At 62.6% G+C, this 19761-nt stretch carries 18 protein-coding genes and 1 tRNA gene; 10 read left to right on the top strand and 9 right to left on the bottom strand.

The genetic code is table 11. The annotated features are described in order from the left end of the window. Positions 1–89 precede the first annotated feature (89 nt). The 3 genes from LQ954_RS06290 to serB all read right to left on the bottom strand — a co-directional run bounded on the left by LQ954_RS06290 (position 90) and on the right by serB (position 3491). A complete protein-coding gene (locus LQ954_RS06290; RefSeq protein WP_231022380.1) occupies positions 90–1517 on the bottom strand; it encodes a glucoamylase family protein in 1428 nt (475 codons plus the stop codon). Then, positions 1518–2501, bottom strand: a complete 984-nt coding sequence (locus LQ954_RS06285; protein WP_231022379.1) for a LacI family DNA-binding transcriptional regulator — start codon at positions 2499–2501, stop codon at positions 1518–1520. It lies immediately after the preceding gene. Positions 2502–2609: 108 nt separating this feature from the next. Next, entirely contained in the window at positions 2610–3491 is an 882-nt protein-coding gene (serB, locus tag LQ954_RS06280) for a phosphoserine phosphatase SerB (protein WP_231022378.1), read from the bottom strand. Here serB and miaA point away from each other — a divergent pair. The 6 genes from miaA to LQ954_RS06250 all read left to right on the top strand — a co-directional run bounded on the left by miaA (position 3484) and on the right by LQ954_RS06250 (position 9647). Continuing rightward, a complete protein-coding gene (miaA, locus tag LQ954_RS06275; protein WP_231022377.1) occupies positions 3484–4410 on the top strand; it encodes a tRNA (adenosine(37)-N6)-dimethylallyltransferase MiaA in 927 nt (308 codons plus the stop codon). The genes serB and miaA overlap by 8 nt on opposite strands. A gap of 74 nt (positions 4411–4484) precedes the next feature. After that, entirely contained in the window at positions 4485–6230 is a 1746-nt protein-coding gene (locus LQ954_RS06270) for an acetolactate synthase 3 large subunit (RefSeq protein WP_231022376.1), read from the top strand. Positions 6231–6321: 91 nt separating this feature from the next. Continuing rightward, positions 6322–6837: an acetolactate synthase small subunit gene (gene ilvN / locus LQ954_RS06265; protein WP_227770324.1), complete on the top strand. Its 516-nt coding sequence runs from the start codon at positions 6322–6324 to the stop codon at positions 6835–6837. A 95-nt stretch (positions 6838–6932) separates the two neighbouring features. Continuing rightward, the gene (ilvC, locus tag LQ954_RS06260; RefSeq protein ID WP_231022375.1) at positions 6933–7952 is read left to right on the top strand and encodes a ketol-acid reductoisomerase; all 1020 of its coding nucleotides are present in this window, start codon (positions 6933–6935) and stop codon (positions 7950–7952) included. Positions 7953–8162: 210 nt separating this feature from the next. Then, the gene (locus tag LQ954_RS06255; RefSeq protein WP_231022374.1) at positions 8163–8927 is read left to right on the top strand and encodes a hypothetical protein; all 765 of its coding nucleotides are present in this window, start codon (positions 8163–8165) and stop codon (positions 8925–8927) included. Between the two features lie 84 nt (positions 8928–9011). Further along, a complete protein-coding gene (locus tag LQ954_RS06250; protein WP_231022373.1) occupies positions 9012–9647 on the top strand; it encodes a YceI family protein in 636 nt (211 codons plus the stop codon). A gap of 4 nt (positions 9648–9651) precedes the next feature. Here the strand turns inward: LQ954_RS06250 and LQ954_RS06245 are convergent, their stop codons facing one another. Next, positions 9652–10047: a BLUF domain-containing protein gene (locus LQ954_RS06245; RefSeq protein ID WP_227770328.1), complete on the bottom strand. Its 396-nt coding sequence runs from the start codon at positions 10045–10047 to the stop codon at positions 9652–9654. Positions 10048–10299: 252 nt separating this feature from the next. Between LQ954_RS06245 and leuA the strand changes: the two genes are divergently transcribed. Together leuA and LQ954_RS06235 are read left to right on the top strand one after the other, a co-directional pair. Next, positions 10300–11979, top strand: coding sequence for a 2-isopropylmalate synthase (gene leuA, locus LQ954_RS06240; RefSeq protein ID WP_231022372.1), 1680 nt, complete (start codon positions 10300–10302; stop codon positions 11977–11979). 83 nt (positions 11980–12062) lie between these two features. After that, positions 12063–13211 carry a tetratricopeptide repeat protein gene (locus tag LQ954_RS06235; RefSeq protein WP_231022371.1) on the top strand — a complete coding sequence of 383 codons (1149 nt, stop codon included), beginning with the start codon at positions 12063–12065 and terminating at the stop codon, positions 13209–13211. 1 nt (position 13212) lies between these two features. Here the strand turns inward: LQ954_RS06235 and LQ954_RS06230 are convergent, their stop codons facing one another. Genes LQ954_RS06230 through folE form a run of 3 tightly spaced genes read right to left on the bottom strand, consistent with a single transcriptional unit; the run spans position 13213 to position 14944 of the window. Further along, positions 13213–13563 carry a dihydroneopterin aldolase gene (locus LQ954_RS06230; protein WP_231022370.1) on the bottom strand — a complete coding sequence of 117 codons (351 nt, stop codon included), beginning with the start codon at positions 13561–13563 and terminating at the stop codon, positions 13213–13215. Then, a complete protein-coding gene (locus LQ954_RS06225; RefSeq protein ID WP_231022369.1) occupies positions 13560–14318 on the bottom strand; it encodes an SDR family oxidoreductase in 759 nt (252 codons plus the stop codon). The genes LQ954_RS06230 and LQ954_RS06225 overlap by 4 nt, the downstream gene beginning before the upstream one ends. After that, positions 14315–14944 (bottom strand): GTP cyclohydrolase I FolE, encoded by a 630-nt coding sequence (folE, locus tag LQ954_RS06220; RefSeq protein WP_227771050.1) that lies wholly within the window; start codon positions 14942–14944, stop codon positions 14315–14317. The genes LQ954_RS06225 and folE overlap by 4 nt, the downstream gene beginning before the upstream one ends. Before the next feature lie 219 nt (positions 14945–15163). Here folE and LQ954_RS06215 point away from each other — a divergent pair, with 219 nt between their 5' ends. Further along, the gene (locus LQ954_RS06215) at positions 15164–18211 is read left to right on the top strand and encodes a TonB-dependent receptor (RefSeq protein WP_231022368.1); all 3048 of its coding nucleotides are present in this window, start codon (positions 15164–15166) and stop codon (positions 18209–18211) included. Between the two features lie 78 nt (positions 18212–18289). Here the strand turns inward: LQ954_RS06215 and fghA are convergent, their stop codons facing one another. Further along, positions 18290–19120, bottom strand: coding sequence for an S-formylglutathione hydrolase (fghA, locus tag LQ954_RS06210; RefSeq protein WP_231022367.1), 831 nt, complete (start codon positions 19118–19120; stop codon positions 18290–18292). 189 nt (positions 19121–19309) lie between these two features. Between fghA and LQ954_RS06205 the strand changes: the two genes are divergently transcribed. Further along, positions 19310–19591 (top strand): SWIB/MDM2 domain-containing protein, encoded by a 282-nt coding sequence (locus LQ954_RS06205; protein ID WP_227770335.1) that lies wholly within the window; start codon positions 19310–19312, stop codon positions 19589–19591. Between the two features lie 83 nt (positions 19592–19674). Here LQ954_RS06205 and LQ954_RS06200 read toward each other — a convergent pair. Further along, positions 19675–19751: transfer RNA gene (locus tag LQ954_RS06200), tRNA-Arg, on the bottom strand. Between the last annotated feature and the right edge of the window lie 10 nt (positions 19752–19761).

Genomic DNA, 19761 nt, shown 5'->3' with positions numbered 1-19761 from the left:
GGCGAGACCTCTCGATCACGTACTACCTTCGGCTGTCCCGGGCGTTGACACAAGCGTCGGTCGAACAGGTCCGGGGAAAGGCCCGGCGCTTAATCCAGCCACCCGCCTGTGAACCCCGCCCGGGTCAGCCCACGTCGCAGAACCGGGCTGGCGCGCATCACCTTCCACACCGCCTCGCTGCGATGGTTCGCAGCTTGGATGAGGATCGGCGCTTGGGTCAGCGCGCGGTAATCACGCGCCATCCAGCCGGACTGTGCGTTGATGCTGCCTGTCTCCGACGTCCTGTCCGGAAAGCGAAAACTCGGGTTGAACGCGTTCAGAAATCCATACTCCCGGTACAGGCCAGGAACGGACATGAATGCCCGCGCGGTTGGGGCAACGATCTCGGGCGCGAACGGCAGGCTGCCAAGTGCTGCCGCCGGTGCCAAGGTGCCGTCGTCGCGCTCCCCCGGCTGGTCGAGCGGACCCCGGTCCGAATAGCCGAAGAAGGTGCGGGTTTCGCTCTTGAACGGCAGCTGGAAATTGCCGGGTCCATCGCAACCCGTGAGCCCCCACGTATCCGCCGAATACCCGTCCCACCGCAGCGGATTGGCAATGCAATAGGCCCGGTTCGCGTAAGTCGCCCGACGGCTATTCTCGAAATAGTCAAAGCCGGCGCCGCGCATGACGGTGTCACGAATACCTCGAAAGTCGATCCACATGTGGCTCAACTGGTGACCGGCCAGCGGTGCGTACGCCAAGTGACGTGTATCTCCCTCGCCTCGCCAGACCCGCGGGTAGGAGGCGGTCCACGCCTCCCAAGCACCGTCTTCCGCCGCGTGGCGGGCGGAACCGAGCGCGAGCAGGACAGCCATCATGCCTTCGTTGTAGCCTTGGAGGGTCTCCTCAGCGAAACCACCTTCGGGACGCCAGCTGAGCCGCAGCTCTTGACTGTCGTTCTGAAACCAGAGCCACTCGGCACGTTCGACGATGTCATCGCCAAGGCGTCGGATCTCACGTTCCTCTGCCGTATCGCCGTTCCACCACCCGGCCGCGAAGAGCATGCCAAGGTGCAGCATGGTCGTGGCGATACTGGAGAGCTCCGAGTTCCTGAGACGGACGCCGGTTTTGATATCGAGCAGGCGATAGAAAAAGCCGCGGTGCCCAGTCATGCCGGTCGCGCCGTCGCCCTGAGGCGCGGCATTGAAGAAGCGCAACGCCGCCAAGGTGAAGTCACGCGCAAGACTGCGGCTGATCCAACCCCGTTCCACGGCAATGGGCCAGATCGCGAGAGCGGCGCCCACACCCGCGACGTTTGCCCCACTTTGGCTCGGCCAACGATCCGGGATTAGGCCATTCGCCGGGTTCACGGTGTCGCGGAAATAGCGAAAGGTTCGGTACTCGATCTCTTCATAGAAATCGGGAAGCGAAATCAGCTTGGGACTGGGCGTCACTGGGATGGCCGGATCCGCGCACCCGGCCGCCAAACCCGCAAGCCCAAGTGACGTGTTCGCGAGGAGTGTCCGGCGATCCAGCATTCACGCCTCCGGCACGGTCGTCCCGCGCACAACGAGTGCAGGAACGATCAATTCGTCGAACGGCTCACTGCCCGGAGTTCCCAACCTCTCGATCAGTCGGGCGGCCGCGCGGGCGCCGATATCCGCCATATGAACGCGGATAGTCGTGAGTGAGAGGTAACGTGCAAGCGGCACGTCATCGAAGCCGGCGACCGCGACGTCTTTCGGCACGCGGCGACCGGCGCTTCGCAATGCCTGGAGCGCGCCCAGCGCCATCATGTCATTGGCCGCGAACACAGCATCGAAATCGGCATTGCTCGTCAGCAATCTCCTGATCGCTTCCGCCCCGGACACCTCCGTGAAGTCGCCCTCCACCACCCGGAGATCCACATGAGACGGCAGTGCAGCCTTGCAACCTTGCAGCCGTTGCTGAGCGTCGGAGTTGCTGGCCGGCCCAGCGATGTGAACGATGCGCCTGCGGCCGATTTGCGCCAGATGGTGTATCATTGCCTCCGCACCCGCGCCATTGTCGACCCGCAGCATGCTGGCGCCGGGGGCCGCGTGCGTGTTGATCATGACGGTAGGCAGGCTGGCCGGCAGCATGGGAGCAAGCGCCGGCGGATCCACATGCGGCGCCATGATCACCAGCCCGTCGACACGCCCGCGCATCGCGCGGAGCGCCTGAACGGCATGATCGCGGTCAGGCTGAATGTTCGAAAGCAACAAATGGTAACCGCGCACGCTGGCCTCACGATCCAGGCCACGGATCATCTCCGAAAAGAACCCGCCATGAAGATCCGGCAGCACCACCCCAACGGCATGCGTCCGCGCAAGACTGAGGCTGCGGGCGCCGGCATGCGGCACATAGCCAAGCTCATCCGCCGCGGCGAGGACGCGCGCGCGCGTGTCCGGATGAACATTCGACGCCCCATTGAGGGCTCGAGAAACAGATGCAACGGACACCGCGGCTCGTCGTGCCACGTCCCGGATCGTGGCCTCAGTCATTCACCCCATCCTAGCTATCTAACTTCGATGCCCCGGCTCTAGGTAACCGGTTACAAGGGCGCAATGGCTATTGAGAACTTGGGGGCGTGAGCCCGGCACATGGCGCCGTCAGCTGGTCACCCACGCTGAACGACAAATGCCTTGCGCCCAGAGCAGCGCCGTCAGATCGTTGTGATCAATGCGAGCCGCCGCTGCCGCGGCGACCACAGGCTTGGCGCGATAGGCCACGCCCAGACCCGCAATGTTGATCATGGCAAGGTCGTTCGCGCCGTCACCGACCGCAAGCGTGAGATCGTCGGAGATGCCAAGCTTCAGCCGCGTTTCCCGCAGCGTTCTCTCCTTCGTAGAGGAGTCGACGATCGGCTTGGTCACTGTCCCAGCCAGACGTCCGTCATCCACCTCTAGAATGTTCGCGATCGCGCGATCAAATCCGATTTCTGCCGCGACCGGTTCTGCGAAAGCCGTAAAGCCTCCTGACACCAGAACGGTGGTTGCGCCGCGAGATCGCATGGTGCGAACCAGGGTGCGGGCGCCGGGCATCAAACGTACCCGCTCCTCGCGACAGCGCTCGATGGCCGAGGCATCGAGCCCCTTCAGCAGCGCAACACGCGCGTCCAACGCCGCAGCGAAATCCAGCTCGCCGCGCATCGCCGCCTCGGTGATCTCGGCGATCTGCGGCTTCAGACCGGCGTAATCCGCGAGCTCGTCGATGCATTCGACGGTGATCATGGTCGAATCCATGTCCGCGACCAGCAGCCGCTTCTCGCGACCCGCCGCAGGCTGAACGACGACATCGACGCCGTGAGCTGCACCCTCCAGCGCGGTGCGTGCGGCGGCCGGGTCGGCGGTGATCGCGATGTCCGCCGCGTCACCCTCGTCCAGCCATTCGGGCGTCCCGGGCACACATCCGGCGTCCGTCAGGCGCGCGACGGCGTCCGTGAGGGTCTGGGGCGACAGGCGCCCTGCTGCTATCAGCGTTGCGGTGAACAAACGGCACTCCCTTCCGACGCTGGCGCTCATTGCAGGGCCGACGGCCAGCGGCAAGTCATCGCTGGCGCTCGCGCTCGCCGAACGCACCGGCGGCGTCATCATCAACGCCGATGCGAGCCAGGTGTATCGCGACCTGTCGGTCATCACCGCGCGGCCGTCGCCGGAGGACGAGCGCCGCGCCGAGCATCGCCTCTACGGCTATGTCGACGGCGCGGAAGGCTGGTCGGCAGTCCGCTGGGCGCAGGATGCGCGCGCGGTGATCGCGGAGGCGCATGGCAGCGGCCGCCTGCCGATTCTGACCGGCGGCACGGGGCTCTACATTCGCACGCTGCTCGACGGCATCGCGCCCGTGCCGGAGATTGATCCTGCGATCCGGGAAGAGACCCGCGCGATGCCGGTGGCGATCGCCTATGGCGAGCTGCAATCCCTCGATCCCGCCGCGGCCGACCGGCTCGCCCCCGGCGACACGGCGCGCATCGCCCGCGCGCTGGAAGTGGTGCGGTCGACCGGCAGGTCGCTCGCCGCGTGGCAAGCGGAGCGCAGCGGCGGGATCGGCGACACGGTGACGCTCGCCCCGCTGATCGTGCTGCCCGATCGCGACCTGCTCAACGGTCGGATCGAGGCGCGGCTCGACGCGATGTTCGATAGCGGCGCGGTCGAGGAAGTCGCCGCGCTGCTCGCCCGCAGCGACGTCGATGCAAGCGCGCCGGTCCGCCGCGCGATCGGGGTGGAGGACATTGCGGCGATGCTCGCGGGCGAGCTGTCGCGCGACCAGGCAATGGCGCGGATCGCGCTGGCCACCCGCCGCTACGCCAAGCGGCAATATACTTGGTTCCGACACCAGCCGCCCGCCGACTGGCCACGAATAGACAATAGCAATACCATCAATCTGGAATATTATTTCAAGAAGGAGCCTTGACGCGCAACTTTTGCGATCGTAGCGCCGCTCGATCCGTTCAGCCGGATGGATCCAAGCAAGAAAGGAATTTCAACGTGACTGAGAAAAGCGGAGCAGACATCCTGGTCGAGGCGCTGTGCGATCTCGGCGTGGACGTCATCTTCGGCTATCCTGGCGGCGCGGTCCTACCGATTTACGACGCCCTTTTCCGGTCCAAGCGAATTCGTCACATTCTTGTACGCCACGAACAGGCGGCAACCCATGCGGCAGAGGGCTATGCCCGTTCCACGGGCAAGCCGGGCGTGGTGCTCGTCACCTCGGGACCGGGCGCGACCAATGCCGTCACCGGCATCACCGACGCGCTGCTCGATTCGATCCCGATGGTGGTCATCACCGGCCAGGTGCCGACCGCGCTGATCGGATCGGACGCCTTTCAGGAGGCGGATACCGTCGGCATCACGCGCCACTGCACCAAGCACAATTACCTGGTGAAGGATCCCGCCCGCCTGGGCGAGGTGATCCATGAGGCGTTCCATATCGCGACGTCCGGCCGCCCCGGCCCGGTGGTGGTCGACATCCCCAAGGACGTGCAGGTCGCGACCGCCAGCTACACCAAGCCGGGCCCGATCCAGCACAAGACCTATCGCCCCGCGCTGAAGGCGGAGCGCAGCGGGATCGAGCAGGTCGTCGACATGCTGGCAGCGGCAGAGCGCCCCATCCTCTACACCGGCGGCGGCGTGATCAATTCCGGCCCGGCGGCGTCGCAGCTGCTGCGCGAGCTGGCGCGGATCACCGGTGCGCCGGTCACCTCGACACTGATGGGGCTTGGCGCCTTCCCCGCCACCTCGCCGCAGTTCCTGGGCATGCTGGGCATGCACGGAACCTATGAGGCGAACATGGCGATGAACCAGGCGGACCTGATCGTCGCGATCGGGGCGCGGTTCGACGACCGTGTGACGGGACGGCTCGACGCCTTTTCGCCCAACAGTCGCAAGGTCCACATCGATATCGACCGGTCGAGCATCAACAAGACGGTGCGGATCGACCTCGGCATCGTCGCTGACGCGGGCCATGCGATGGAGGACATGATCCGCGTGTGGAAGGGCCGCCAGCACCCGAAGCCCGACACGGCGGAATGGTGGCGTCGCATTTCCGGCTGGCGGGCGGTGCAATGCCTGAACTTCCCCAAGGACGACCAGGTCATCATGCCGCAGCGCGCGATCCGCGCCTTGTGGGAAGCGACCCAGGCACGCGATCCGATCATCACCACCGAGGTCGGCCAGCACCAGATGTGGGCGGCACAGCATTTCGGCTTTGAAAAGCCGAACAAGTGGCTGACGTCGGGCGGGCTCGGCACGATGGGCTATGGCCTGCCCGCCGCGATCGGTGCGCAGCTCGGCAACCCGAACGCGCTGGTTATCGACATCGCGGGCGAAGCCTCGATCCAGATGAACATCCAGGAACTGGCGACGGCAACGCAATATCGCCTGCCGGTGAAGGTCTTCATCCTCAACAACGAATATATGGGGATGGTCCGCCAGTGGCAGGAGCTCACCTATGAGAGCCGCTATGCGGAAAGCTATTCGGACTCGCTCCCGGATTTCGTGAAGTTGGCCGGGGCCTATGGCTGGAAGGGCATCCGTATCGAGCATCCCGACCAGCTCGACCAGGGGATTGCCGACATGCTTGCGCATGACGGCCCGGTGATGGTGGACTGCATGGTGGCGAAGCTCGCCAATTGCTTCCCCATGATCCCCAGCGGCGCCGCCCATACGGACATGATCCTGCAGGCGAACGAAGTATCGGGGACGATGGACGACGAGGCCAAGGCGCTCGTCTAATCCGGTCGTGCAGCGGCCTGTACCGGCCGCCCGCCCCCATTCCTCCTCCCCGCCCCTCTCGTTCGCGCGAGAGGGGAGAAGGACAAGAACAGTGCATATCAAATCCGAAACTGCGGAGCGGCACACGCTCGCCGTCATCGTCGACAACGAACCGGGCATCCTGGCGCGGATCGCCGGTCTGTTCACGGCGCGCGGCTACAATATCGAAAGCCTGACGGTGAGCGAGATCACCGCCGACAAGGCGGTCAGCCGCATCACCATCGTCACCTCCGCCAGCAAGCCGATGCTGGAGCAGATCGTGGCGCAGCTCGACCGGCTGGTGCCGGTCCACAAGGTGCGCGACCTGACCGCCGAGGGCCCGCACGTCGAGCGCGAGCTGGCGCTGGTCAAGGTGCGCGGCGTCGGCGATCACCGGATCGAGGCGCTTCGCCTGGCCGACGTCTATCGCGCCCGCGTGGTCGACGCGACGACCTCCAGCTTCGTGTTCGAGGTGACCGGGGGGATCGAGAAGATCGACAAGTTCGTCGAACTGATGAGCGAAGTCGGCCTGATCGAAGTGGCCCGCACTGGCATCGTCGCGATCGGCCGCGGCAACGAGACCGCCTGAGTTTTCACCGTCCCATCACCAACCAAAGGTTTGCCCGGCCGCACGCCGGGCCCCGGCCGCGGAGCCGGGATGTACGAGCAAGGGAGTAGCTACCAATGCGTGTCTATTATGATCGCGACGCTGATCTGAACCTGATCTCTTCCAAGAAGATCGCCATCGTCGGCTATGGCTCGCAGGGCCATGCCCATGCCCAGAACCTGCGCGACAGCGGCGTGAAGGACGTCGCGATCGCGCTTCGCGAAGGCTCGGCGACGGCGCAGAAGGTCGAGGCCGCCGGCTTCAAGGTGCTGTCCAACAAGGAGGCCGCCGGCTGGGCCGACATCCTCATGATCCTGGCGCCAGACGAGCATCAGGCGGCGATCTGGGAGAATGACCTGAAGGGCAACATGAAGCCTGGCAGCGCGCTCGCCTTCGCCCACGGCCTCAACATCCACTTCGGCCTGATCGAGGCGCCGGCCGACATCGACGTCATCATGATCGCGCCCAAGGGTCCCGGCCACACGGTGCGCAGCGAATACGTCAAGGGTGGCGGCGTCCCTTGCCTCATCGCCGTCCACCAGGACGCGAGCGGCAACGCGCATGACATCGCGCTCGCCTATGCCAGCGGCGTCGGCGGCGGCCGTTCAGGCATCATCGAGACGAACTTCAAGGAAGAGTGCGAGACCGACCTGTTCGGCGAGCAGGCGGTGCTGTGCGGTGGCATCACCCACCTGATCCAGGCCGGGTTCGAGACGCTGGTCGAGGCGGGCTACGCCCCCGAGATGGCCTATTTCGAGTGCCTCCACGAAACCAAGCTGATCGTCGACCTGCTGTACGAGGGCGGCATCGCCAACATGCGCTATTCGATCAGCAACACCGCCGAGTACGGCGATATCACCACCGGCCCGCGGATCATCACCAACGAGACCAAGAAGGAAATGAAGCGCGTCCTCGCCGACATCCAGTCGGGCCGCTTCGTCAAGAACTTCGTGCTCGACAACCGCGCCGGCCAACCCGAGCTGAAGGCGGCGCGCAAGGCCGCGGAAGCGCACCCGATCGAGAAGACCGGGGCCGAACTGCGCGCGATGATGCCGTGGATCGGCGCGAACAAGCTGGTCGACAAGGAAAAGAACTGACCCTCACGACCGGGTGGTGCGACGGCGCGCACCGTCGCACCACCCATCGCACAGGGAGCAGGAAATACACTTACTGGGAACGACACTGCTTTCGAGGGCCGGTACGGCATCATGTTTCTCCCCGGCAGGCTGACTCCCGACCGAGCCGAATTCGTCGTCTCACCATAGTTTGGGCCGCATTGTTCCCGGCGCCGATAGCGACTAGGCGGCATGACGATGCGCACGGCGTCCTATTCCCACGCGACGTACCGTGCGCGGCCCTCGTGGCGCACCCGCCTGGTTTCGTCTGCTGTGGCGCTTGGGCTGGTCGGACTGCTCATTTGGGTTCTGATCAAGATGGGCGCGCTGCCGCTGCTTCCTCCTGGAGACGGACGCCCGCTTTCGACGTTCGACGTCAGCGCCGCTGGACCTGCGCACGAAAGCAGCCCCCAACGTACCGATCTGCGCCAGAGCGAGCGGCAACAACGCACCGAAACACGGCCGCTGCTGCCCGCTCCCGCACCACTGCCGCCGCCCCCCATCGAACTGCCGGGCGTGATCAAGCTCTCGCGTGCCGACTACGTGGGGTCAGACATTGGGCGTATCGCACCATCGCAGCCACCAAGCGCCCAAGGTTCCGGCGGATCAGAGGATCAAGGCAGTGGCCTAGGGGATCAAGGCGTAGCTGGCGCGGGCCCCGGTGGTGAGACGCTATATGCCGCAGAATGGGTACGTGAGCCGACTCGCGCCGAGCTTGTGACCTATATGCCAGCGCGTCAGGAGAGCGGCTGGGGGATCATCGCGTGCCGAACGGCGGATCGCAATCGCGTGGAGGATTGCCGGGAGATGGGCGAAACGCCAGGTTCCGGCATCGCGCGCGGGTTACGGAGAGCGTCATGGCAGTTCCTGGTCCGCCCGCCCCGCGTAAATGACAAGCCGCTGATTGGCGCATGGGTGCGAATAAAATTCGACCTGACCGTCGGGATCGAAAAATAACGCAAACGAGTTGTTTTGGGTGAGGAGCTTTCCCCGCCCAGCGCGTTATGGTTTCAAACGCGAAACGGTTCGGGAGCCATCATCATGCGCATTGCACACGCCTTCCTCTTCTCCGCCCTTCTGACCGGGGCAGTTGTGGCGCAGCAGGCGCCCAACGGCGCCCCCGGTTCGAAAAATGTCACCGCTATCACTGGAGGCACCTACACCGCGGATGCAGGCCATACCCTGGTGGAGTGGACTGTCGATCACCTCGGCTTTTCGCCTTACTTCGGGCTGTTCGGCAACGTCACCGGTACGCTGACGCTGGATCCCAAGAACCCCGCTGCCGCCAAGGTGGACGTGACAATCCCGGTTGCCGAGGTGACAACGGCCAGCGCAGGTCTGACCAAGCATCTGGTGAAGCCGGCAGAGGCGGGCAAGCAAGCTGACTTCTTCGGTGCCGCGCCGGCGCCGGCGCGATTTGTCTCGACGCGAGTGGCTCCCAATGGCGAGAATGCCCGGGTCGAAGGCAATCTGACGCTGAACGGCGTAACCCGTCCCGTCACCCTCGATGCAAGTTTCTACGGCGCAGGCAAGATGCCCGCACAAATGGGCGGCAAGGAAAATGTCGGTTTCACCGCGTCCGGTGCCATTCGTCGTAGCGAATTCAACATCGGCTATGGCATCCCCATGGTGTCCGATGAAGTGAAGCTGAAGATTACGGCGGCGTTTCAGAAGTGAGGGTCTACGCGGCGCGTCGGGCGGCGATCAGCCCTTCGAACGTGCCGCGCACCGATGGTGAGGCTCCGGCGAGATACTGACGCATCCGCACGTCGAATGCATCGGCAGTATCGGCTGGACCTCGTCGGGCCATTTCCCAGGCGCCGAACTCACGGACGGCGATGGTGCGATCCTGAAGAACCACAATCGCGCGATGGCGCGTATCGATCTTGATTCGGCCAAGAACGGCCTGAACAGCATCGTCGCTGCCCTCCAGCACCTGAAGGAAACGGCGCTCATCCGTCCACAACAGGCCGGTTACACCCTCCCGACGGTTGTTTCGCAGCGACGTCGCGAGAATGCCAGTGATATCTATTGCCGCGCCAGGCGTCGCCGTACTGATGTAGAGTAGCTGCCTCACGCAAAATCCTTCGCTGCTTCGCCCACGGGCAGATCGCCATTTCAGTGCAAATGATTACGAAAGCGTCAAATTTCTTTGCCGCTGGACTTCAGCGACGCGATAAGGCAACCAACTGGCAATGATCCAGGCGGTCGGCCTTCTTCTTCGACTTACGCGCCCTTAGGCGCGAACGACGACGTGTGCCGGCGGGCACCGCGATGCGCCTAAGGGCCAGCCGAACCGAGAAGCCTCATCAGCAGAGCGAGCCCACTTATGCTGCGCGATCCATCGACGAAATACCGCCCGTTCCCCGTAGTAGACCTGCCTAACCGACAGTGGCCATCGAAGACGATCACACGAGCGCCGCGCTGGCTTTCCACCGACCTGCGTGATGGCAATCAGGCGTTGATCGATCCGATGGATGCCGAAAAGAAGACGCGATTCTTCGACCTACTCGTCAAGGTGGGACTGAAGGAGATCGAGGTCGGCTTCCCGTCCGCCGGTGCAACCGAGTTCGACTTCATTTCCGGCCTGATTAGACAGGATCGGATCCCCGATGACGTAAAGATCCAGGTGCTGACACAATCGCGGCGCGACCTTATCGAGACCAGCTTCCGCAGCCTTGAGGGCGCGCAGTCCGCGATTGTTCACCTGTACAACGCGGTCAGCCCTACGTGGCGCCGGATCGTTTTCGGCATGAGCCGCGAAGAAGTGAAGTCCATCGCGATCGAGGGCGCCAAGGTGCTGCGCGATGAAGCCGCCAAGCGCCCGGGAACGGAGTGGCATTTTGAGTATAGTCCCGAAACTTTCTCGACGGCGGAAGTGGATTTCAGCATCGAAGTCTGCGCAGCCGTGATGGACATTCTCAAGCCAACGGCCGAGCACCCGCTGATCCTGAACCTGCCCGCGACTGTCGAGTGTGCAACACCAAACGTGTATGCCGACCAGATCGAATATTTTGGCCGACACATTCCCAACCGCGAAACGGTGGTGATCAGCCTTCACACCCACAATGATCGGGGCACGGGTGTTGCGGCGGCTGAACTGGGTTTGATGGCTGGCGCTGATCGGGTCGAAGGATGCCTACTGGGTAATGGCGAACGGACCGGGAACTGCGACCTGGTCACGGTCGCGCTCAACATGTACACCCAAGGGGTAGATCCGGGACTAGACCTGTCGGACATCGATGGTGTCGTGAAAACGGTGGAATATGCCACCAACATACCGGTGCACCCGCGCACCCCCTACGCTGGAGACCTGGTCTTCACGGCGTTTTCGGGCAGTCACCAGGACGCCATCAAGAAGGGCTTTGCCGCGCAGGCCGCGCGCAATGATGATTTCTGGGAGGTGCCCTATCTCCCCATTGATCCCGCAGACCTCGGCCGCAGTTACGAGGCGGTAATCCGAGTCAACTCGCAATCCGGGAAAGGCGGGGTTGCTTGGGTAATCGAGCAAGATAAGGGCTTGAAGCTGCCGAAGCGGCTTCAGGCTGATTTCAGCCGGCATGTTCAGGCGCTCGCCGACGAAACCAGCCGCGAATTGAACGCCGCGGACATCTGGGGCGCGTTTGCACGCACATACCTGCCGGGCGCAGGCGATCGCTTCGTGCTTCGCGACTATGACGAAACGGGGACCGCAGGCGACCGGTTGTTCGTGGGCCGGGTGGCAATCGACGGCGAGGAGCGCTCGCTTTCAGGTCGTGGCAACGGCCTTATCTCTGGCGTGATCGCGGCGCTGACGGACACCACGGGACCTGCGCTGGACGTTGTTGATTATACCGAGCACGCCATCGGCCATGGAGCCAGTGCGCAGGCGGCGGCGTATATCGAATGCCGCAGTGCAGACGGGCAGACCGTGTGGGGCGTTGGCATAGATACTGACATAGCGACCGCAAGTGTCCGCGCAGTCCTCAGCGCTGCTAATCGAACTAGGCTCAGCACGACAACGGTTTAAACCGGTCACGATAGTTTACGTCACTGCTCTTGCGAAAAGAGCAGTGACGTGTGAGCATCAACATCTCCTTGGGAACACTGCGGATGTTGGCTCTTCTCCTCATACTGCAAGCAGCAACCGGCGACATTGTCGTCACCGGTAAGCGTTTGGCCGAAGCTCATGCTGCCTGCGTGAAGGGGGAATGCACACCTTTGCGCGACGCACAGGCAACCATCGCGCTTGCTGAGTCCCGCTTTCGGGAGGGCGCCTACCGGGATGCCAAACGTCTGCTCGCGGCCGCGGTGACGCGGAACAGGGACAAGGCAGGAACAGATCCCAAGCCGGTTGCTGCGCTGTACGAGGCTTATGCGACGGTTGCATTGCACGATGGCGACACGCAGACATATCGTTCAGCGGTCGCGCGACAGGTGCGAACGCTCCGCGACAATTTGCCTGCAAGTGATCCGACTGTCGTATCGGCCGCGACCGCGTTGGGCGACATGTGGCTGAAGCTCGGCAATTATCGACAAGCGGATCTGGTGTACCGAAGCGTAGAGCAAGACGCTTTGGCGACGGGGCAGGATCAGCCTGCAATGCTCGCCGGAATGAAACGCGTCTGGCTCGCCTCTACCATGCAGCGAACTTCGGCCGCGCTCAGCAAGTTGCGGGAACTCGAGGCACGACCCCTCGCCCGGCAACAGGGGTTTGGAACTGCCCTGCGTGTGCTGCGTCTGCGCATGAGAGCGCGGGACGCGAGCGACGAGGAGATGCAGGAACTCGCCGGCCTTGTCGGGCAAGGGCAAGGAACTGATCCCATACTGATCTGGGCTCCTCCATATGAGCAGGACGCGGCGGCCGCCGCATCTGATGCACGAGCACTTGCCCGGCGGTTTGGCGAAGAAGATCCGCTTCGAATCCGCTCCAGCGATGTTGGTGCTATCCAATGGGCGGACATCGGCTTCTGGATCCGCCCCGAGGGACGAACCGCCGAGGTGGAGGTACTTCGGTCTTCGCCCAAAAATCCTTGGGCGACCTCATTGTTGAAGCAGATTTCCGGGCGGCGCTATTCTTCGCAGCAGCCCTCCAGTTCGGATCAGGTACAAGGAGTGTACAAGATCCAACGGTTCACCCTTCGTTCCGAGTACGTCGTCCCGAGCGGCAGCCTCATCTCACGGCGTGTCCTGATAGGAGGGTACGAGATCCTCGATCTCACAGCCGGCGCTCAAGCCGCGGATGCTGCCGCGAGTTACTGAGTCAGCGACCACGCACGATTTCGCATCCCACAATAGCGTCAGGATAAACGTCCAACTTCATCGATCGCACCCTCACTTGGCGGACTCGGCTGTCGGACAGGCACAAGGCCGCAATGGCGTCCACGAGCGTCTCCTGAAGGGCGAAGCCCGGTCCCCGCGCCAGCTCACGGATGCTATCGCGCAGAACGTCGTAGTCGAGAACTTCCGTAATCGCATCCCCCGCCAGTGGCACGGGATACACTATCGTCATCTCGACCGAGAGCCTCACACGTTGCGGCTCTGCCTCGTGCGGATGTATGCCCAGGCGCATCGCGACGTCGAATTGATCAAGAAGTATCGTGTACTCAGTCACTCGCCGCCCATCCGCTCCTTGCCCTCGAACATCACATCTCCCTGCCGCTTCAGGAAGCGCTGTCCACTATCAACATAGAGCGTCTGCCCGGTCACACTTACCGCGTCCAGCAAGTAAAGCACGCCAGCCGCAACCTGATCGGCACCCACCGGCCGGTTGAGCAGGTTCTCGCGAGCCACCCGGTCGAACTCAGCGGCACTCTGATCTCCGCTTGGCAGCGTCAGGCCGGGTGCAACGGCGTTGACCCGGATCCGAGGAGCGAAAGCCATTGCCATCATTTCCGTCGCTCCCCGGAGCGCATATTTGCTCAGGGAGTAGGAAAAGAAGTCCGGATTTGGATTGCCGAGTTTCTGATCCAGGAGGTTCACGATCGCGCCTGCGCTGAGTTCACACTGACCAGCAAGGGCGCCGGCCAATAACGTTGGCGCGGTGCAGTTTACTGCGTACAAGCGCGCCGCGAGGCGACCATCAACACGTTCGGGCCGGTCTTCCTCGAACTGCGATGCGCTGTTGACGAGCGCATGGATAGGGCCGCCCGCCGCCACACGGGCGCGCTCGAAAAGCGCATCGATAGCCCGGGTGTCCTCAAGATCGCCGCTGACCGTTGCACCGCCTAGCTCCGCCGCAAGTGCCTGTGCCTCCTTCTCTGAGGTGCCGTAATGGACAACCACGCGCCAGCCCGCTTCGGCGCAGGCCCGACTGATCGCTGCCCCGATCCGCTTTGCCCCGCCTGTAACCAGAACCGTTCGCGTCATGCGCGTCCCTGCATCCCCATCAGCGCGAGCACTTCCTTACGGCTGCGCTCATCCTCGCGGAACACGCCCATCATCCGGCTGGTGACCATCGACACACCGGGCGTGCGAACGCCCCGCGCGGTCATGCAGGCATGGCTCGCCTCAATGACGACCGCAACGCCTTGCGGCTTCAGCCCGTTCCAGATGCAGTCGGCAACTTCGGCCGTAAGCCTCTCCTGCACCTGGAGGCGCCGGGCGAACGCGTGAAGCACACGCGCTAGTTTCGAGATCCCGACTACATGGTTTTTCGGAAGGTAAGCAATGTGGGCCCGGCCGATGATCGGGGCCATGTGGTGCTCGCAATGCGACTGGAACGGAATGTCTTTCAACAAGACGATCTCATCATATCCACCGACTTCTTCGAAGATTCGGGAAAGGTGGTGCGACGGATCCTCCGAATAGCCGGCGCAATACTCTCTCCATGCACGCGCCACGCGCCGCGGCGTATCAATCAGACCCTCACGGGCGGGATCATCACCGGCCCAGCGGATCAGCGTCTTTATCGCATCTGCAACATGATCTGGAACGATGATCTTGCCATCATCGCCGACGATGTCGCCATCTTCCGGAGAGCTACTGAAATTCATGAACATCCACCCTTGTGCGTTGCGGCGTATCCTATGCTGCACCGAAGCATAGGTTTAACTCGGCTACTGTTTCATTTCCGACACAACTCCCCGACCTGCAATTAATTCCTTTCGAATTCCGTTTGACGAACGAAATTTTCTGACGCTAACTTCCATACCGGACCATCAAACACCGTGACACCGCCATAGAGCGGGCATGGGTCCCAGGAGGGGAGATCGATGAGAAAATCCTATCTGCTTGCCGCTTCCGCTATCGTGATCGTTGCAGCAATGCCAGCGCATGCGCAGACTGGCGCTACTACCTCGGCGCAGGATACCGCGCCCACTAATGGTCCCGGACAGGAGGTGCGAACCTCGGACCCGCAGTCCAATGCCGGCAACTATGCCGACATCGTCATTACGGCGCAGCGCCAGTCACAGCGCCTGCAGGACGTGCCGATCGCAGTCTCCGCGTTCACGTCTGAAAACCTTGAGCGGCAGCAGATCGTTAACCCGCTGGCCCTGCAACAAACTCTGCCGAACGTGACCTTTACGAAAGGCCAGTTCGCTACCAATACCTTCACCATCCGCGGTATCGGTGACCTTTGCGTTGGCGTCACCTGCGACTCCGCCACCGGCATCGCGCTGAACGAGCAGCCAGTTGGCGGTCGTATTCTCGAAGGCGAATTCTACGACATCGAGCGGATCGAGGTTCTGCGTGGTCCGCAGGGCACATTGTTCGGTCGAAATGCGACTTCGGGCGTGGTGAATATCATCACGGCCAAACCGGATCTGTCAGGCTTCCACGCCGCGGGTGAATTCGAGTACGGCAATTACGACTCGAAGCGTGTGAAGGGGATGATCAACCTTCCACTTACTGACACTATCGGGGTTCGGGTTGCAGGATACTACCTCAACCGCGATGGCTACATCAAGAACACCTACAACAATTCCAGTTTCGATGGCCGCGACATGTACTCGTTGCGCGGAACTCTATCTTGGGAGCCGTCTCCGGATACCCGCGTCGACTTTATCGCTTATTACAGCCGTGAAGACGACGACCGTTCGCGCCTGCAGAAGCAACTTTGCGACCGAGATCCGACTGGTGTCCTTGGATGTCTGCCGACGCGCCGGGCGTTCGGCACCCCCAATGCCAACGCGACTCTGGGCGGCGCCACGGAGTCGATCCAAGGCCTTCCGCTGTTCCTTGCGGATGCTTCGGTAACGCTTGCTACTAGCAACCCCGCTTACGTCCCGACCTTCCTCGGCACGCTTGCTGCGACGCGGCCTTTGCTGGCCCCCTTCGGGCTGGGCAGCATCGGCAGCCCAGGCATTCCTGCAACGCCTGACGCGTTCGCGAATGCCGTGAACCCGCCAGATTTCCGCACGGTGACGGCGGACTACTTGCCAACTTGGAAGACCGAGGATCAGATCTACACGCTTAAGGCGTACCACAACTTCGGCAACATCGCCGTGAGCCTGACCGCAGGTCACTCACGCAGCAAACTGAACGCCACATCCGACTACAACCTGGCGGTAAACGGCCTCGGAGCAAGCGCTCCCGGCTTCGCCACGCTTGAAGCCGTGGGCAACCCGGCCTCCCCGCTTTACAACCCGCTGTTCGCTGGATTGCGTAACGCGCTGATCCCCAATGGTCCGCAAGGAGGCGTTTGCCAGTCAAACGGCGGGCCGAGCGGAGTTGGCGTCTATGGCGGCGAGACGATCGGCTGCTTCGCGCAAAGCCTCGACTTCGATCGATCCAGGTCGAATTCGAAGGGCTGGGTCGGCGAAGTGCATGTCGACAGTTCGTTCGACGGCATGTTCAACTTCCTTCTGGGCGGCATCTACACCAAGGCCACGGCGCGTGACGTTGACTATTACGTCAACAACGTCGGCCTCGATTATCTCTCGGGATTGGTCGGAACGATTGTGGGCTCCACTGCGGGCCGCACCAGCAGCTCGTTCCTGGCCTCGCCGTTCTTCCGCAGCAACTCGGACAAGTTCACCTTGGATTCCTACGGAATCTTTGGTGAAGCATATTTCGAGTTTAACGATCAGCTGAAGCTCACGCTCGGCGCCCGGTACAATAACGACAAGAAATACGTTCGCGCCCGCACCACCTTCGCGAATGCGTTGCTTCCGATCGGCACAACCGATGCCAACCCGGCGTTTGACGGCGGTGCTGCTGACTTCGATGCCACCATTCCCGGCATCCAGCCCTGGGCGGAAGCACGCGTCGGCTACTCACGCATGACCGGACGCGCAGTACTCGATTATCAGATCACGCCTGATAACCTGATCTACGCGTCTTACGCTCGCGGGTACAAATCGGGCGGCATCAATCCGCCGCTGTCGCCTCTGTTTGCCGTACCGACCACCTTCCGACCGGAAACGGTCGACTCGTATGAGATCGGCAGCAAAAACACCTTCGGCAACGGAGCACTGCGCCTCAACGTCACCGGCTTCTATTACAAGTACAAGGACCTTCAGCTCACTCGTATTGTTGCGCGCACCTCGGTGAACGATAACATCACGGCTAACATTTACGGCGTGGAAGCTGAAGCGGTTATCAGTCCCACCCCGGCTTTCGTGATCAACGCCAACATCAGCTACTTGAAAACGGAAGTGGCGCAGGATCGTCTGCTCACCAATCCGCGCGATGTGTCTGGTGGCCGCAATGACGCGGTGATCGTGAAGGATCTGGCAGGTGCGTACAACTGCGCGGTTCTGCCGACTACGGCCGGCAACGCCGCCGCCTCGCGCGGGTTCGTGGACGCCAGCAACGCACTGCTGGGTCTCAACGGCAGCGTTCCGCTGCTCGCCAACGGCACTTACGGCGCATTTAGTGCGTGCAAGTTCCTTCAGGCCCAGCAACTCGCCACTGGCGCCCCGGTCTCCGTCCTGCTTGATGGCAACCCGGTCAATGTGAAGGGCAATCGACTGCCGAACAGCCCGACCTACAAATGGTCGGTCGGTGCTCAATATACGATCGACATCGGCGACTACACGCTCGTCCCGCGTGCAGACCTGAACTACACTGGCGATCAATATGGCACGATCTTCAACCTAAATCCGATCGACCGGATCCCGGGGTATGAGGTGGTCAACGCTCAGATCCAACTGAATGGACCAGACGACCGCTTCTACGTCCGCGCGTTCGTCAGCAACCTGACCGACAATGATGCCATCACGGGCTTGTTCGTGACCGATCAGTCGTCGGGCCTTTACACCAACGTGTTTACCGTTGAGCCCCGCCGCTACGGCGTGGCCGCCGGGTTCAAGTTCTAAGCGGTGGTGCCGGGCGGCTTCCGCTGCCCGGCATCCTAAAGAGGTTCCCTCCGCGGGCCCGGTCGGGCCCGCACTTTTTTATAGCCGCGCGGCTGCCCACGCGATGTGATCACTCATGAACGTCGACACGAAGTTGTAGCTGTGATCATAGCCGGGCTGCATGCGCAGGGTCAGATTGACCCCAGCCTTGGCACAGGCCTGCTGGAGCAGTTGGGGTTTCAACTGGTCGTTCAAGAAGCTGTCGGCATCGCCCTGGTCGACCAGAAGCGCGTCGATGCGGGCTCCGCCTTCGATCAAGGCGCATGCGTCATATTGTTTCCAATTGGCTCGATCCTGCCCCAGATAGCCACCGAGTGCTTTCTCTCCCCAACGGCAGGACAGCGGCGAAGCTATCGGTGCAAAAGCAGAGACGCTCTTGAACCGGCTCGGATTGCGAAGCGCGATTGTCAGCGCCCCGTGGCCGCCCATCGAATGACCGGATATTCCCTGCCGCGTCAGATCGGCCATGGGAAACTCTCTCGCGACCAAAGCAGGTAGCTCGTCTTCGATATAGCTACGCATCCTGAAATTTGCTGCCCAGGGATCCTGCGTGGCGTCAACGTAGAAGCCCGCCCCTTGACCGAAATCCCAGTCATTATCGTCGGGAACACCGAGGCCGCGTGGGCTGGTGTCAGGCGCTATGAAAATGATGCCGTGCTCGGCACAAGCGCGGCGATACTCCCCTTTGTCCGTCACATTGGCGTGGGTGCAGGTGAGCCCCGATAGATACCAGAGTACCGGAAGGCGCGCCCCTGATACGTGGGGTGGCACGTAAACCGAGAAGGTCATTTCGGTACCCGTAGCAGTGGAGGTGTGGCGATACACACCCTGGGTACCACCGTACGCCCGGCTCTCGTTAAGCGTTTCCATGCCTTCTCCGCTGCGGCTGATCGGCCACCGCTTAGCGCAGCCCCTCTGTGGCCGCCAACCTGTCCGAGGCGTTCCCTTAACCGTCAGGACGTGACAAGCGCCGCGTCGCAGCGCACAAAGGACGTCACGCCTGCGAAACGGCGTGATTCCGCGAGATGCCGAATGACCGGCGCAACAGGAAGGACAGCAATGGCTACGAAGACCAAGACCGAGGAGGGCAAGGCCAAGACCGGCGGCATCCACGCCCCCGTTCAGCCCTCGCCCGAGCTCGGCGCGATCGTCGGCACCGACAAGCTGCCGCGCAGCGAGGTGATCAGTAAGGTCTGGGACTATATCAAGTCGAACAACCTTCAGAATCCCGAGAACAAGCGCGAAATTCTCGCCGACGACAATCTCAAGAAGGTCTTCGGCAAGGACAAGGTTACCATGTTCGAGATGAACAAGTACATCTCGGCCCACGTCAAGGCGTGAAGTAGCCGACGGGCGCCCGGAACCGCGGCGCCCGTCCTCGCCCCGCCTGGCCGCGGATCCGCATCATACCACCGGCGCCGCGCTGGTGCCCCCGGCGAGATTCGAACTCACGACCTGCGGTTTAGGAAACCGTCGCTCTATCCTGCTGAGCTACGGGGGCACTGCTCCTA

Origin of the sequence: Sphingomonas sp. IC-11, from assembly GCF_021043365.1 — a bacterium.
Classification (GTDB): domain Bacteria; phylum Pseudomonadota; class Alphaproteobacteria; order Sphingomonadales; family Sphingomonadaceae; genus Sphingomonas.
This window is presented reverse-complemented; position numbering and strand designations above follow the sequence as displayed.